General features: G+C 71.4%; 9 protein-coding genes. 7 read left to right on the top strand and 2 right to left on the bottom strand.

Annotation, left to right across the window (positions count from 1 at the left end):
• Positions 1-105: 105 nt before the first annotated feature.
• From ACH34S_RS10900 to speB, 3 genes are all read left to right on the top strand, one after another.
• On the top strand, positions 106-6,615 hold the full coding sequence (locus ACH34S_RS10900) for an SDR family NAD(P)-dependent oxidoreductase (RefSeq protein WP_395952377.1): 6,510 nt from the start codon (positions 106-108) through the stop codon (positions 6,613-6,615).
• A gap of 38 nt (positions 6,616-6,653) precedes the next feature.
• The gene (gene ccrA, locus ACH34S_RS10895) at positions 6,654-7,994 is read left to right on the top strand and encodes a crotonyl-CoA carboxylase/reductase (protein WP_395952376.1); all 1,341 of its coding nucleotides are present in this window, start codon (positions 6,654-6,656) and stop codon (positions 7,992-7,994) included.
• A 108-nt stretch (positions 7,995-8,102) separates the two neighbouring features.
• The gene (gene speB, locus ACH34S_RS10890) at positions 8,103-9,134 is read left to right on the top strand and encodes an agmatinase (RefSeq protein WP_395952375.1); all 1,032 of its coding nucleotides are present in this window, start codon (positions 8,103-8,105) and stop codon (positions 9,132-9,134) included.
• Positions 9,135-9,182: 48 nt separating this feature from the next.
• Here the strand turns inward: speB and ACH34S_RS10885 are convergent, their stop codons facing one another.
• Positions 9,183-9,536, bottom strand: coding sequence for a PRC-barrel domain-containing protein (locus tag ACH34S_RS10885; protein WP_395952374.1), 354 nt, complete (start codon positions 9,534-9,536; stop codon positions 9,183-9,185).
• A gap of 132 nt (positions 9,537-9,668) precedes the next feature.
• Between ACH34S_RS10885 and ACH34S_RS10880 the strand changes: the two genes are divergently transcribed.
• The gene (locus ACH34S_RS10880; RefSeq protein WP_395952373.1) at positions 9,669-10,514 is read left to right on the top strand and encodes an alpha/beta fold hydrolase; all 846 of its coding nucleotides are present in this window, start codon (positions 9,669-9,671) and stop codon (positions 10,512-10,514) included.
• Here the strand turns inward: ACH34S_RS10880 and ACH34S_RS10875 are convergent.
• A complete protein-coding gene (locus ACH34S_RS10875; protein WP_395952372.1) occupies positions 10,511-10,942 on the bottom strand; it encodes a PPOX class F420-dependent oxidoreductase in 432 nt (143 codons plus the stop codon). The genes ACH34S_RS10880 and ACH34S_RS10875 overlap by 4 nt on opposite strands.
• Positions 10,943-11,165: 223 nt before the next feature.
• Between ACH34S_RS10875 and ACH34S_RS10870 the strand changes: the two genes are divergently transcribed.
• The 3 genes from ACH34S_RS10870 to ACH34S_RS10860 all read left to right on the top strand — a co-directional run bounded on the left by ACH34S_RS10870 (position 11,166) and on the right by ACH34S_RS10860 (position 13,730).
• Positions 11,166-11,567 carry a MerR family transcriptional regulator gene (locus ACH34S_RS10870; protein ID WP_395952371.1) on the top strand — a complete coding sequence of 134 codons (402 nt, stop codon included), beginning with the start codon at positions 11,166-11,168 and terminating at the stop codon, positions 11,565-11,567.
• Positions 11,564-12,673, top strand: a complete 1,110-nt coding sequence (locus tag ACH34S_RS10865) for a winged helix DNA-binding domain-containing protein (RefSeq protein ID WP_395952370.1) — start codon at positions 11,564-11,566, stop codon at positions 12,671-12,673. Before ACH34S_RS10870 ends, ACH34S_RS10865 begins: the two co-directional genes overlap by 4 nt.
• Positions 12,674-12,836: 163 nt before the next feature.
• Positions 12,837-13,730: a hypothetical protein gene (locus ACH34S_RS10860; RefSeq protein WP_395952369.1), complete on the top strand. Its 894-nt coding sequence runs from the start codon at positions 12,837-12,839 to the stop codon at positions 13,728-13,730.
• Positions 13,731-13,791: the final 61 nt, after the last annotated feature.

The raw sequence follows: 13,791 nt of genomic DNA, 5'->3' as shown, positions 1-13,791 counted from the left end.
GGATGAGAAAAGTGGCCTGGATGCGCATCATGAGCCGGTCGGCGTAGGACAAGGTGGGTCCCCCGCCTCCGCGACCGATCCGGTTTCATGGGGGGAACCCACCGCATGCAGAGCAACGATCGTTCCTCCGAAGCCGAGCGGGAAGCGACCCGGATTGGCGCGGAATCGATCCGCCGATACCTGATCGAGCAGATCGCCCGCCGTTCCGGGATCGCCGTCGCCGACGTCGATCCCGACCGTCCGCTGGAGGAGTTCGGGCTGGCCTCGCGGGACGCGGTCGCGATCGCGGGCGAGCTTGAGGAACTGCTGGAACGTTCCCTTCCCGCTACCCTCGTCTGGGAGCATCCGACCATCGACCGGCTCTCCGCGGCGCTGGCCGGTGCGGGTGACATCGCCACCGCCCCGGAATCGGCGGACGTGCCGGCGCGCACGGCAGTGGCCGCGGACGATGTGCCGGTGGCCGTCGTCGGCATCGGTCTCCGCTTTCCCGGCGGCGACCGCGACCTGACCGGCCCCGAGGAATACTGGCGTTTCCTGACCGGGCGCGGCGACGCGATTCGGGAAGTGCCGGACGGACGCTGGGACGCATTCGACGACGGCTCCCCAGAAGTCGGCGACCTGCTCGCCAGAACGACCCGGCTCGGCGGCTTCCTCCACGACATCGCCGAATTCGACGCGCAATTCTTCGGCATCACGCCGCGCGAGGCGGCGGTGATGGATCCGCAGCAGCGGCTCGTCCTGGAGGTCGCGTGGGAGGCGTTCGAGCACGCCGGGATCGCCCCGGCGTCGCTGCGCGGCAGCCGAACCGGCGTGTTCGTCGGCGTGTCCGCGCCCGAGTACGCCGCGTTCACCGCGTCCGACCTGGCGTCCCTCGAACCGTTCACCGCGACGGGCGCCGCGCTGAGCGTCATCGCGAACCGGCTGTCGTACCTGCTCGACCTCCGCGGCCCCAGCATGATCGTCGACACGGCATGCTCGTCGTCGCTGGTGGCGGCGCATCTCGCGGTGCGGGCGCTGCGGAGCGGCGAGGCGGACGTGGCGCTGGCGGGCGGCGTGAACGTCCTGCTCTCGCCCGCGGTCACGATGACGTTCGACCTCGCGGGCGGGACGGCGGCGGACGGGCGCTGCAAGCCGTTCGACGCGTCCGCCGACGGGATGGTCCGCGCGGAAGGGTGCGGCGCCGTCGTCCTGAAACGGCTGCCGGACGCGGTCCGGGACGGCGACCGGGTCCTCGCCGTCATCCGGGGCTCCGGCGTCAACTCGGACGGACGATCGAACGGCCTCGTCGCCCCGAATTCGGAGGCGCAGCGGGCGCTGCTGCGGCACGTTTACAGGTCTGCGGGCGTCGACACGCGAGAGGTCGATTACGTCGAAGCCCACGGGACGGGGACGTTCCTGGGCGACCCGATCGAGGCGAAGGCACTCGGCGATGTTCTCGGCGCGGGGCGCGGTGAATCGGATGCCCCTCTGCTGCTCGGTTCGGCCAAATCCAACCTCGGACACATGGAGTCCGCGGCGGGCATGGCCGGGCTCATCAAGACCGTCCTGGCGTTGCAGCACCGGGTCATCCCGCCGAGCGCGCATTTCAAAGAGCCCAACCCCCACATTCCGTTTGATGAATTGCGTATCGCGGTGGTGGCGGATGAGATGCCGTGGCCCGAGAGGGGGCGTCCCGCGCGTGCCGGCGTTTCCGGGTTCGGCTTTGGCGGGACGAACGCACACGTCCTGCTGGAAGAGGCGCCCGCGCAGGTCCGGCTGGAAACGGCAACCCGGCCGGGTGCTGTGAGGACGTTTTCGCTGTCCGACGCCAGCCACGACCGCGTACGCGACCACGCCGCCCTTCTTGCCGAATGGCTCCCCGACCAAGAACTGAAGTTTTCCGACCTGGCGCGCACACTGCACCGGCGCAACGGTCGTGGCCGAGCCCGCGCGGCTGTTGTGGCCCGGGACCAGGCGGGCCTCGTTGACGGGCTGGCTGCTCTCGCCGAAGGACGTCCACACCCCGGTGTGGTGAGCGGCACGGCGCTCGGTGCGCCTGGCCGCCGTCCCGTGTGGGTGTTCTCCGGCTACGGGGCGCAGCGCGCAGGAATGGCGCAGCGGTTGCTGGAGGAGGAGCCCGCATTCGCCGAAGCCATCGACGACCTGGACGGGCTCTTCGCCGACGAGCACGGCCCCAGCCTGTGGACACTCCTTGAGGAGGGGCGGAAACCGGACGGCGGCCCCGCGGAAACCATGCCGGTACTGTTCGCGATCCAGATCGGCCTGGCCCGTATGTGGACGTCGTACGGCGTCGCACCGGGCGCGGTCATCGGCCATTCGATGGGCGAGGTCGCGGCGGCGGTCGTCGCCGGGGCGATCACCCTTGAGGACGGCGTCCGCGTGATCTGCCGTCGCTCGCGGTTGCTGTCGCGGCTGGTCGGCGGCGGTGCGATGGCCGTCCTGGGCGCGTCCGCGAGCGAGGTCGCGCGCCTCGGGGAGGGGCTGGACGAGGTGTACGCGGCCGTCCATGCCGCGCCGAGGCAGACCGTCGTCACGGGCGACGCCGGTCAGGTCGCCGAGATCGTCCGGCGGGCGGAGTCGGAGGGACGCCTCGCCCGGACGATCCAAGCCGAGGGCGCCGGACACTCCCCTCAAGTCGACGCTCTCCTGCCCGACCTGCGCGGACTGCTCGCCGGGGTGGGTGCTCAGCGGGGCGAGCCCTTCGCCGACGGCATCAGGCTCTACACCACCGCCCTCGACGATCCCCGCGCGCTCCTGGACTCGGGCGGGCGCAGCGGCGGCGGCGGAGGTCTGGGGGTTGATCACTGGGCGGCGAACCTGCGGAACGCCGTCCGGCTCACCGATGCGGTGGCGGCGGCCGCCGAGGACGGTTTCCGGACGTTCGTCGAGGTCAACGCCCACCCGATCCTCGCCCACGCGGTCGCGGAGACCCTTGAGGGGACGGGCGCACTCGTCACCCACACCCTCAAGCGGGCCCCGGAGGGGGTGGAGACCGACGACACCCTGACGTTCCACGCCCAGGTCGCCGCACTGGCCGCACGTGGCGAGGCGGTCGCCGTCGCCGAGCCCGCAGGTGGACGGATCATCGACGTCCCGCAGGCGCCATGGCGGCATGAGCGGCATTGGGTCGATTTGCCGAAGCGCGCATGGCCGGCCGGACAACGGGATGAGCACCCGCTCCTCGGCACGCACGTCGAACTGCCCGGCGAGGACAGGCACGCCTGGCGCGCCGACGTAGGAATCGCCGCCCAGCCGTGGCTCGACGGGCTGACCGTCCACGGGTTCCACACCCTGCCGCTGGCGGCGTTCGCGGAAATGGCGCTGGCCGCTGGGGCCATCGCGCTCGGGACGGACGACGTCCGCGTCGACGGCCTGCGGCTGGAGCGGCCGCTCGCGCTCGCCGATCACACGACGGTGACGACGACGTTCGCGGAGGCGGAGCAGCGGGTGGAGGTCCACGCGCTGACACCGGCGGGCACCTGGACGCGCCTGGCCAGCGCGAACGTCGGCGTCGACCACCGCGCCCCGGCATCGTCCGGCGGCCCGGGAGCCGCTACGGGGATAGCCCCCGCCGAGCGCGGCAGCCGCCACTACAGACTCCACCCGGAGGTCTTCCACCGCTGCCTCTCCGCCCTGGTCACCGAAGCCGGTGTGTCCGATGGGGTGTGGGTAGCCGAGGCGATCGGTTCGCTTCGCGTGTATGGGCCGACCCATCGGGGTGGGCACGTCCAGGCGACGGTGGTCCGGGACGACGACAGCGCCATGACAGGGTCGATGGCTCTCCTTGCGGCGGACGGCCAGGTTCTAGTGGAGGCCACGGGGATTTCCCTGCGCCGCGTTGAGCGCCATGACATTCCGGTGCCGCTCGCGGAGAAATTGGTCGAACGCGTCTGGGATGCGGCACCACTCCAGAGGGCCGACACATCTGGGGGTGTGTGGACGGTGTTGGCCGATGAGGATGATGCGCTCGCCGCTGCGGTCTCCGCTGGGCTGGAGGGACGAGGCAGGACGGTCGTCCGCCATTCGCTGGCGGATTGGCCACCGGGCGAGCACCCGCCCATGGACGGCGTCGTTCTCGTCCCGTCCGCTGAGCTGGTGGATGAAGAGCTGGTCCTGACCGTCGCGCGCGTGAGTCGTTCCCTTCCGGACGGCCCACGCCTATACATCGCGACGTGTAGGGCGGTTCCCGTGCAGGACGGGGAGCGAGGCGAGCCCGGCCACGGTTTCGTCAGCGCGCTCACCCGGGTCATGGCGTTCGAGCGGACCGTCCAGCGGGCCACGCACGTGGACGTGGACCGTCCAGCCGATCTGGTCGAGGATCTGCTCGGCGATGGCGACGCGCGAGAGGTCGCCTGGCGCGGCGGCACACGATACGAGGCGCGGCTCGCGCGGGCCACCCTCCCCGACACGCCAAGCCCACGGCCAGGGCCACGGCCGAAGCGGATGGTCCGGCGCGGCGGCGCCTACGTGATCACCGGCGGGTACGGCGGCGTCGGCCTGGTCACGGCGCGGTTGCTGGCCGAGCGCGGTGCGGGACGCATCGTCCTGTCCGGGCGGCATGGCCCCGGTACCGACGCCGAGAAGGTCATCGCTCGGCTCCGCGAGGAAGGCGTGGACGTCGGTGTCGTGCTCGGCGACGTCGCCCTGCCCGGTGTCGCCGAGCGTCTGGTCCAGGTCGCGCAGGAGGGCGGCACGCGGCTGTGCGGCGTGGTGCACGGCGCCGGGGCCATCGACGACCGGCTGATCAACGACCTCGGCGCCGATGATCTCCACAGGGTGTGGACGGCGAAGGTCGACGGCGCGCGGCGGCTCAGCGAGGCCACCTGGGACCTCGACCTCGACTGGTTCGTGCTCCATTCGTCGGCCGCCGCCCTGCTCGGCTCGCCCGGCCAGGCCGCCTACGCCGCCGCGAACGCCGCGGCCGACGCGCTCATGGCGTATCGGAGGTCCTGCGGGCGTCCGGGAACCACCATCAACTGGGGCACATGGTCACAGGTCGGCGGAGCCGCCGACGCACCGGTCACCGCCATCGACCCGATCAGCCCGGCGGAGGGGAACGAGGCGCTGGAGGCGCTGCTCGTCCACGACCTGCCCGCGACCGGGGTGCTGCGCTTCGACCCGGTCACGGCGGTCGGGCTCTTCCCCGAGATCCGCCGCATGCCGTACTTCGCCGCGCTGACCGCTGCGGCGGACGAGTCGGGAGCGGGCGACGCGGGCGACTGGCCCGGGGTGGCGGCGCTCGACGGCCTCGATCCGGAGACCGCACGCATGATGGTCGCCGTGCAGGTCAGGCACAGGATCGCGGCCGTTCTCGGGTTCGCGCCGGAGCGGCTCGACGCGTCCGTCCCGCTGACGGATCTCGGCCTCGACTCGCTCGTCGCGGTCCGGATCAAGAGCGGCATCGAGCACGACCTCGGTCTGACGGTCCCCGCATCCGTGCTGCTGCGCGGCGCGAGCGCCAAGGCTTTCGAGGATTGGGCAGCCGACGAACTGGGCCTTCCACCCGCCCCAGACCAGGAGGCCGTGCCGGAGGCCGAGCCACCGCGTACCGGGTACGTCATGCCACGCGACGCCGCCGAGCGTCTCGCCGTCCGGATCTTCGAGGACGTTCTCGGCGTCGATCGCGTAGGTGTCACCGCCGACTTCTTCAACGAACTAGGCGGCGCGGACCGCCAGGCCGAAGAGGTCGTGGCCTGCGTCAAGACCGAACTGGCCCGCCAAGCGGCCGAGCCCGTCGGCCGCGATGAGCTGTTCGCCGTCCCCACGGCCGAGCATGTCGCCGAGTTCATCCGGGCCGCGGACGAGGAGGCGGCGCGGCGGACCGTCCGCCCGCTGAAACCCTCTGGGAACCGCCGCCCGCTCTTCATCGCGCATCCGGCGGGCGGAACGACGGCCTGTTACCGCCCGCTCATCGACCTGCTCGGCGACGACCAGCCGGTCTTCGGGCTGGAGCGGTTCGAGGACGCGCCGCCCGTGGAGGAGCGCGCCGCCCGCTACGTCCGGCATCTGCTGGAGGCGCAGCCGGAGGGCGCGTTCCGGCTCGGCGGCTGGTCGTTCGGCGGCGTCCTCGCCTACGAGACGGCACGCGGGCTCCAGCGGGCCGGACGCGAGGTCGAGTTCGTGGCGCTGTTCGACGCGGGCCTGCCACGGCCGGTCGACGACGAGTCCGACACGCTCGCCCGGCGGTTCGCCGCGTTCGCCGACTACATCAACGAGACGTACGGCCTGGAGGTCACGCTCACCTACGAGGAGCTGTCCGGGCTGGACGAGGAGGCACAGTTCGCGCTGGTCGCGGAGCGGGCCGCGCCCCTCGTGGACCACATCCCGCCGGCCGCGCTCACCCACCAGCTCACGTCCCACCAGGACACCCGTTCCCTGGAGGCGTACCGGCCCAGGCCGTACGACGGCCGCGTCATCCTGTACCGCGCGCCCGAGGAGACCCCATGGGCCGTCCGGGATGCCCGCTACGTACTCGACGAGACGAACGGTTTCGGCGACCTCTGCCCCGACCTGGAGATCGTCACGATCCCCGGGGCGCACCACCTCAACCTGCTCGACCCGCCGGGCGTGGACGTTCTCGCCGCCCACCTGGAGCACCGGCTCGCCGCCCGCTGAAGGCCCCGACAGCTGAAGGCCCCGACTAAGGACATCCCATGGCTGCTCAGAACGGCTCGTCGTCCCACGCCCTCCTCGAAGCCGTACGGTCCGGCGCGAGCGGGCCCGAGCTGCGGGAGATCGAGCTGCCGACCCGGTTCCGGGCCGCGTTCACCCGCAAGGACGAGGTCGGGATCTTCGAGGGGCACGCCGACAAGGACGTCCGGCGCTCGCTGCACGTCGGCGAGGTCGAGATGCCGGAACTGGCGCCGGACGAGTGCGTCGTCGCCGTGATGTCCGCCGCGATCAACTTCAACACCGTCTGGTCGGCGACCTTCGAGCCCGTCCCGACGTTCGCGTTCCTGGAGCGGTTCGGGCGGCAGGGCTGGCACGGCGCCCGCCACGACCTGCCGTACCACGTGCTCGGCTCGGACGGCGCGGGCGTCGTCGTCCGGACGGGCGGCGGCGTGAAGCGCTGGAACGTCGGCGACAAGGTCGTCCTGTCCCCGTGCTACGTGGACGAGGAGGACCACGGCTCCTACGACGACGGCATGATGTCGGAGTCCCAGCTGGCCTGGGGGTTCGAGACGAACTTCGGGTCGCTCGGCGAGTTCTGCATCGTCAAGGCCAACCAGCTGGTGCGCAAGCCCGCGCACCTCACCTGGGAGGAGGCGGGCTCCACGACCCTGTGCGCCGCCACCGCCTACCGGATGCTCGTCGGGTCGCACGGCGCCCGGATGAAGCAGGGCGACGTCGTGCTGGTCTGGGGCGCGACCGGCGGGCTCGGCTCGTTCGCGACGCAGCTGGTCAGGAACGGCGGCGGCATCCCGGTCGGTGTCGTGTCGTCGGAGGAGAAGGCGGAGATCGTCCGGGCGCAGGGCTGCGAGCACGTCATCAACCGCAGCGAGCTTGACCTCGGCGAGCAGGGCTTCCGCCATCCGAAGGCCGGGCGGATGCTCGGCGAGGCGATCCGCCGTCTCGTCGGCGAGGACCCGGGGATCGTGTTCGAGTACCTCGGCCGCGAGACGTTCGGCGCGTCCGTCTACGTCGCCCGGCGCGGCGGCAAGGTCGTCACCTGCGGGTCGTCCACCGGATACCAGCACGAATACGACAACCGCTTCCTGTGGATGCGCCTCAAGAGCATCATCGGCTCGCACGGCTTCAACTACCACGAGGCCGTCGAGACGAACCGCCTCATCGGCCTCGGCATGATCCACCCGACGCTCTCGAAGGTGTTCCCGCTGGACGAGGCCGGGGAGGCGACCCGGGCCGTCCAGACGAACCAGCATGTCGGGAAGGTCGCCGTCCTCTGCGCCGCGACGTCCGACGGCCAGGGCGTGGACGACCCGTCCCTCCGCGAACGCATCGGCGAGAAGACCCTGACCCTGTACCGCCGCTGAGCCCCTGAGGCCACCTTAAGGCCGACCCACGCGCATGTCATAGATCTCGCCGTCCCGGGCAGGGTGGCTGATGGCTGGAAGCCGGGCCATCGGATCGGGGGAGCGCAGATGACGTCCAGAGAGCGGGGACGGTACGGGCCGCAGTTCGGCCCGGACATCACGTTCCTGGGAGTGCCGCGCTGCACCTGGTCGGATCCGTCGACGTACGCCGACGCCGACGTGGTCATTCTCGGGGCCCCGTTCGACGGCGGCACGTCCCACCGGCCGGGGACCCGGTTCGGCCCGCGGTACATCCGGCAGACCTGCTACCTGCCGTCCAACGGGTCGCGGCCGTCGCTGGCGCTGCGCGTGGACGGGCTGCACGGCGACCTGACGGTCCACGACGCCGGGGACGTGGAGATGTACTCGGGCGATGCCGAACGCTCCGTCCGCGACCTGCAAGAAGCCGTGCACACCGTGGCCCGGACCGGCACGATCCCCCTCATCCTCGGCGGCGACCACACCATCGCCTGGCCCGACGCGGCAGGCGTCGCGCAGCATCTGGGCGCGGGCCGCGTCTCGATGATCCACTTCGACGCCCACGCCGACACCGGCGACGTCACCTTCGGGTCGCTGGTGGGACACGGCCAGCCGATGCGGAGGCTGATCGAGTCGGGTGCGGTGCGCGGCGACCGGTTCCTGCAGCTGGGCCTGCGCGGCTACTGGCCCGGCCCGGAAACGCTTGCCTGGATGGCCGAGCAGGGCATGCGGTCCTACGAGATGACCGAGATCGTCGCGCGCGGGCTGGACGAATGCCTGACCGAGGCGTTCCAGATCGCCACCGACGAATGCGACGGGGTGTTCCTGTCGGTCGACATCGACGTCTGCGACCCCGGGCACGCGCCCGGCACCGGCACGCCCGAGCCCGGCGGCCTCACCGCGCGGCAGCTGCTGGACGCGGTGCGCCGCGTCACCTACGAACTTCCCGTCGCCGGTATCGACGTCGTCGAGGTGTCTCCGCCGTACGACAACGCCGACATCACGTCCGCCCTGGCCAACCGCGTCGTGCTGGAGTCCCTGTCCGGCATCGCCCGCCGCCGCCGCGACGCCCGCGACGGCACCGTCTGGGACCCCCGCCGACCCCTCCTCGACGGACGCTAGCCGCCGGAACCCTGAACCGGCCGGCCACCCCGGCCCGCCACCAGCCGATCAGCGACGCGCCAGCCGTCGCTCGTTCGGGGCCGCTCCATAGGGCAGGTCGTAGTGGTCGAAGAGCGCCTGCTCGTCCTCGGCGAGGAGCTCACCGTCCGTATCGATCGACGGCGCGTTCTTGACCTGCTTCTTCGCCTGGGCGACCCGGACATGCCCCGGCCCGACCGCCGCCCCCGCGAGCGGCGCGAACACCAGGCGCTGCCGCGTCGGAAGGCCGATCTTGATGGTGACGAACGAGGGCTGGTCGGTCCCGGTGTCGACGTACACCGCCTCCAGCTCGCCGATCTTGCTCCCGGACGCGTCGATCACATCGTGGCCGCGCCACTCCCGAATGTCCTCGACCTCGAGCATGTTCCACACATCCAGCCGTCGGGTCCCAAGCGTCGTCAGGCCCTACATCTACCCAGCTCACGGAAGTTATGTGCGCTGCACCGTCCCCGTAGAGTCGGCCGAAACCGAACCGGAGGGCCGAAGGAGGCGCCAATGGACGACGACTGGACGCTGCGCGACAGCTACGAGAGCTCGCAGGGAGAAGTCCGATGGGACCGATTCGGCGACCCCGGCGACCGGCCTCTCGTCCTCGTCCACGGCACCCCGTTCTCCTCGTTCATCTGGCGCCACATCGCCCGCGCCCTGGCGACCGCCGCCCGCACGGTGTACGTCTTCGACATGCCCGGCTACGGCACGTCGGCCATGTCGGAAGCCCAGGACCTGTCACTCGACGCCCTCGCCGGAGTGTTCGCCGAACTCGTCGACCACTGGGGCCTGACCAGCCCGGACGTCGTCGCGCACGACTCCGGCGGCGCCGTCGCGCTCGGCGCGCACGTGGACCGAGGCGTCCCCTACCGGCGCCTGGCCCTGGTGGACGCGGTGTCGCTGCCGCCCTGGGGGAGCGAGTTCTTCGCGCTGGTGGGCGAGCACACGGACATCTTCCGCCGGCTCCCGGGCCCGCTCCACCGCGCCATGCTCCGCGAGTACGTCACCACCGCAAGCTCGCCCGGCCTGCGCCCCGACGTCCTGGACACTCTGACCGCCCCCTGGCTCGGCACGGCCGGGCAAGCCGCGTTCTACCGCCAGCTCACCCAACGCCGCGCCGACCCCGCCTACATCGACCGCATCCGGGACGGATATCCCGCGATCGACCTGCCCGTCCTGGTCTGCTGGGGCGCCGACGACACCTGGGTCCCCGCAGAGCGCGGACGCGAACTCGCAGCCCTCATCCCCAACGCGGACCTGCGCTTCTTCGACAACGCAGGCCACCTGCTCCCCGAAGACCGCCCCGCCGAACTGACCGCCGCCCTGCTCCCCTTCCTGGACGCCCCCCGCTAGCGGATCTTGTCGCCGTAGACGTGGTCAATGGTCATCCTCATCAACACCCGGCGATCGGACACCATGACCGACCGGTACTCGTCCCAGTCGGGGTGCTCTCCGGCGGCGGCGCGGTAGTAGTCCACGAGCGCCTCGACCTCGGGACCGTGCGGATCGGTTCCCGGCCCGGTGAGCGTCGCGACCCCTTCGGCGGTGGCCCAGGACCAGCCGTCCTTGCTGGTGACCTGCAGCGAGACCCGCGGGTCCCGGCGCAGGTTCACCGTCTTGGCCCGTCCCTCGGTCATCGACACGTAGATGACCCCGGCCGCCTCGTCGTAGAAGGGCGATACGGGGGAGAGTTGAGGGCGCCCGTCCGACTTGATGGTGGCGAGGATGCCGAGCCGGCTCTCCGCGAGCAGCGCCCGTGGCTCGAACGGTTCAGTGGTCACGTCACGCCTCCGATGGCTTCCGGTACTGCTCGATCAACGCAGCGTAACCGTCGCCGCCCCGTCCACCGGCCACGGCCCGCCCGGCCAGACCCTTGATGGGCCTGGGAAGCGGCGCACGACCGGCCTCGCTGTTCCCCATCATCTGCTCCCCGAGATCGGCAGTGGTTTCATGGCAGAATCATCAACCTTCACATCGATATGAAGGTCAAGAAGGAGCGCACCGGTGCTGATCGGGGAGCTGAGCAGACGGACCGGAGTCAACGCCCACCAACTCCGCTACTACGAGGCCCAGGGCCTGCTGGAACCCCGCCGCGGCGGCAACGGCTACCGCGACTATGCCGACGACGCCGTGCTGACCGTGACCCAGATCAGAAGGCTGCTCGAAGCCGGGCTGTCCACCCAGGAGATCGCGTTCCTCCTGCCCTGCGCCACCGGCACCGCCCCCGACCTGGAGCCCTGCCCCGAACTCCTGGCCACCCTGCGCACACGCCTACGCGGCCTGGACGAACACATCGACACGCTCGTCCGCTCCCGGCAGGCCCTGCACGACTACATCAACGCCACCGAACGCCGAATGCCGCGCCCCAACCAGGATTGCGAAACCACCCCGCAGCCAACACGATGACCACTCTCAGCCGCGCACAGGTCCTCGCCTTCCGCTACGCCGCCCACGACCTCCACCCCAACGCCCCCGGCCACGGCGCGGCGGTCCTCGCCACCGGCGTGCAGGACTACCCGCCAGGACGAAGCGCGACGCTCGCCCTCCGCCTCCGGACTTCCTCGCCCCCGCCCACGATCCTCGTCCATTCGATCCGGGGCGCCATGCACCTGCACCGCGCCACCGATCTGCCACGGTTGGCGGCGGCCCTCCGCATCGAGGACGTCCGGGACCTGCCGCCCCAGTCGATCGGCCCGTTCGGCGCCGAACTGGCCGATCAAGGCATCGCCTTCGACTCCGCCCTGGGCGAGGTCGCCACGGCAATGCGAGCCGCCGTCACATGCCCACTCACCAAAGGCGAACTCAGTGGCGCGGTGAGCCCCGAAGTGGACCGACGGCTCACGCCATGGTGCGAAGGCTGCGGCGCCGCCCACGTCCACGACCAGCTCTTCCGGCTGGCCACCCTCAAGGCCGGGCTCGCCATCGAGGTCGACGCCTCGACCCCGAGCCGGTTCCGCTACCGTCCGGCCGCCCCGTTCCCACCCGCGGACTCCATGGACAGCCGCGCCACGCTGGTACGCGACTTCCTGGCGACCTTCGGCCCCGCCCGCCCCGCGCACCTGGCGTCCTGGCTGGCCATCACCCCGAAGGCGGCCCGCCGCTGGTGGGGCCTCATCGCCGATGAACTACGCCCAGTAGAAGTGGACGGCACCAAGTACTGGGCGCACATCGACCATCTAGACCGCCTCCGGACACCCGACCCCACCACCTCGCACGGGCCCCGGCTGCTCCCTCCGTACGACCCGATCACCGAGCTGGCCGACCGGCACCTGGTGTTCCCTGACGCCACCCACCGCAAAACAGTTTGGCGACCAGCCGCAAACCCGGGAATCCTCCTGCTGGACGCCGAAATAGCCGGCACCTGGCGCCAGCACCGATCCGGTGACCACCTGACCTTGAAGCTCCGCCCATTCAGCACACCCCTCGCCCAGCTCCGCGACACAATCGCCCCCGACATCGCAACGATCGCCGCCCACACCAACGCCTCCACCACCACCCTCGAATTCGACTAGCAAACGGGGGCGGCACGTCGAGCCACTCCTCGTATCGGCACACGAACTCGGGGAACACCTCCAGGGGAGATTGCTGGGAAGAAGGGGGGAGACTTCCTCCCGCATACGTCGGCAAAGGTGCATCGGACGTGTCCCCGAGGGGACGCTCGACCTGCTGGACAGGGTGGTGGACCGGCTGTGCCGCGACTACCCGACCGTCGCCCCCGCCGCGCTGAGCGTACGAGGCCGGGCCCATCTCGCCTACGTCCTGCGGCTCTTGGACGGCCGGACGTCCCTGCACGAGCACCGCGAACTGCTCGTCCGCGCCGGGTGGCTGTCGATCCTCCTGGCCTGCACGCTCTTCGACGCCGGAGAGCCCACCGGCGCCGAGGCCGTCCGGCGGACCGCGCGCCGCCTCGGCGAGCAGGCCGGGCACGGCGAGATCATCGGATGGTCCTGGGAGATCGCCGCCTGGTTCGCGCTCGTCGCGCGCCGCTATGACGAGGTGGTCGCCCATGCCGAGGCGGGCGCGCGGCACGCGGGCATGACCAACGCCGCCGTCCAGCTCACCCTGCAGGCCGGGCGAGGGTACGCGCGGATGGGTGACGACCGGGCCCTGGAGGCGCTCCGCGTCGGACGGAAGATCCTCAACCGGCTGCCGCGTCCCGACCATCCCGAACACCACTTCGTGTTCGACCACGACAAGTACGAGCTCTTCAGCTCAACGATCTTCACGATGCTGGGGCGGGACGAGGCCGCCGAGGAGCACGCCGGCGAGGTCATCGCGCAGTGCCGGCGGCCGGACGGCACCGTCCGGTGGCCGATGCGGTATGCCATGGCCAACCTCGATCTCGGCCTGGTCGCCACCCGGCGAGGGAACCTCGACCGCGCCGTGGAGCACGGCCGCGCCGCCCTGGAACCGGCGCGCCGGTCGGGTGATCTCCTGCCTCGCGCGGCGGAGCTGTGCGGCGGGCTGAAGGAGCGCTATCCGCGTGAGCGCCGGGTGGCGGAGTTCGCGGAGCGGCTGCGCGAAGAGCATCGCGGCCTGCCGCCACCGGACGGCCTGGCCCAACCCTGAGCAGCGCGACGCACCGACGCCCGCTGGAGGTCGTTGTTCGCAGCGCTTGGCTGGTGCGGGT

The sequence above is a fragment of the Actinomadura sp. 3N508 genome, from assembly GCF_044326375.1.
Taxonomy (GTDB): Bacteria; Actinomycetota; Actinomycetes; order Streptosporangiales; family Streptosporangiaceae; genus Spirillospora.
This window is presented reverse-complemented; position numbering and strand designations above follow the sequence as displayed.

Coding starts and splice junctions, on each gene's coding strand:
- ccrA (WP_395952376.1), top strand. CDS start 6,654: ATGGCTGCTCAGAACGGCTCGTCGTCCCACGCCCTCCTCGAAGCCGTA.
- ACH34S_RS10880 (WP_395952373.1), top strand. CDS start 9,669: ATGGACGACGACTGGACGCTGCGCGACAGCTACGAGAGCTCGCAGGGA.
- ACH34S_RS10885 (WP_395952374.1), bottom strand. CDS start 9,536: ATGCTCGAGGTCGAGGACATTCGGGAGTGGCGCGGCCACGATGTGATC.
- ACH34S_RS10900 (WP_395952377.1), top strand. CDS start 106: ATGCAGAGCAACGATCGTTCCTCCGAAGCCGAGCGGGAAGCGACCCGG.
- ACH34S_RS10865 (WP_395952370.1), top strand. CDS start 11,564: ATGACCACTCTCAGCCGCGCACAGGTCCTCGCCTTCCGCTACGCCGCC.
- speB (WP_395952375.1), top strand. CDS start 8,103: ATGACGTCCAGAGAGCGGGGACGGTACGGGCCGCAGTTCGGCCCGGAC.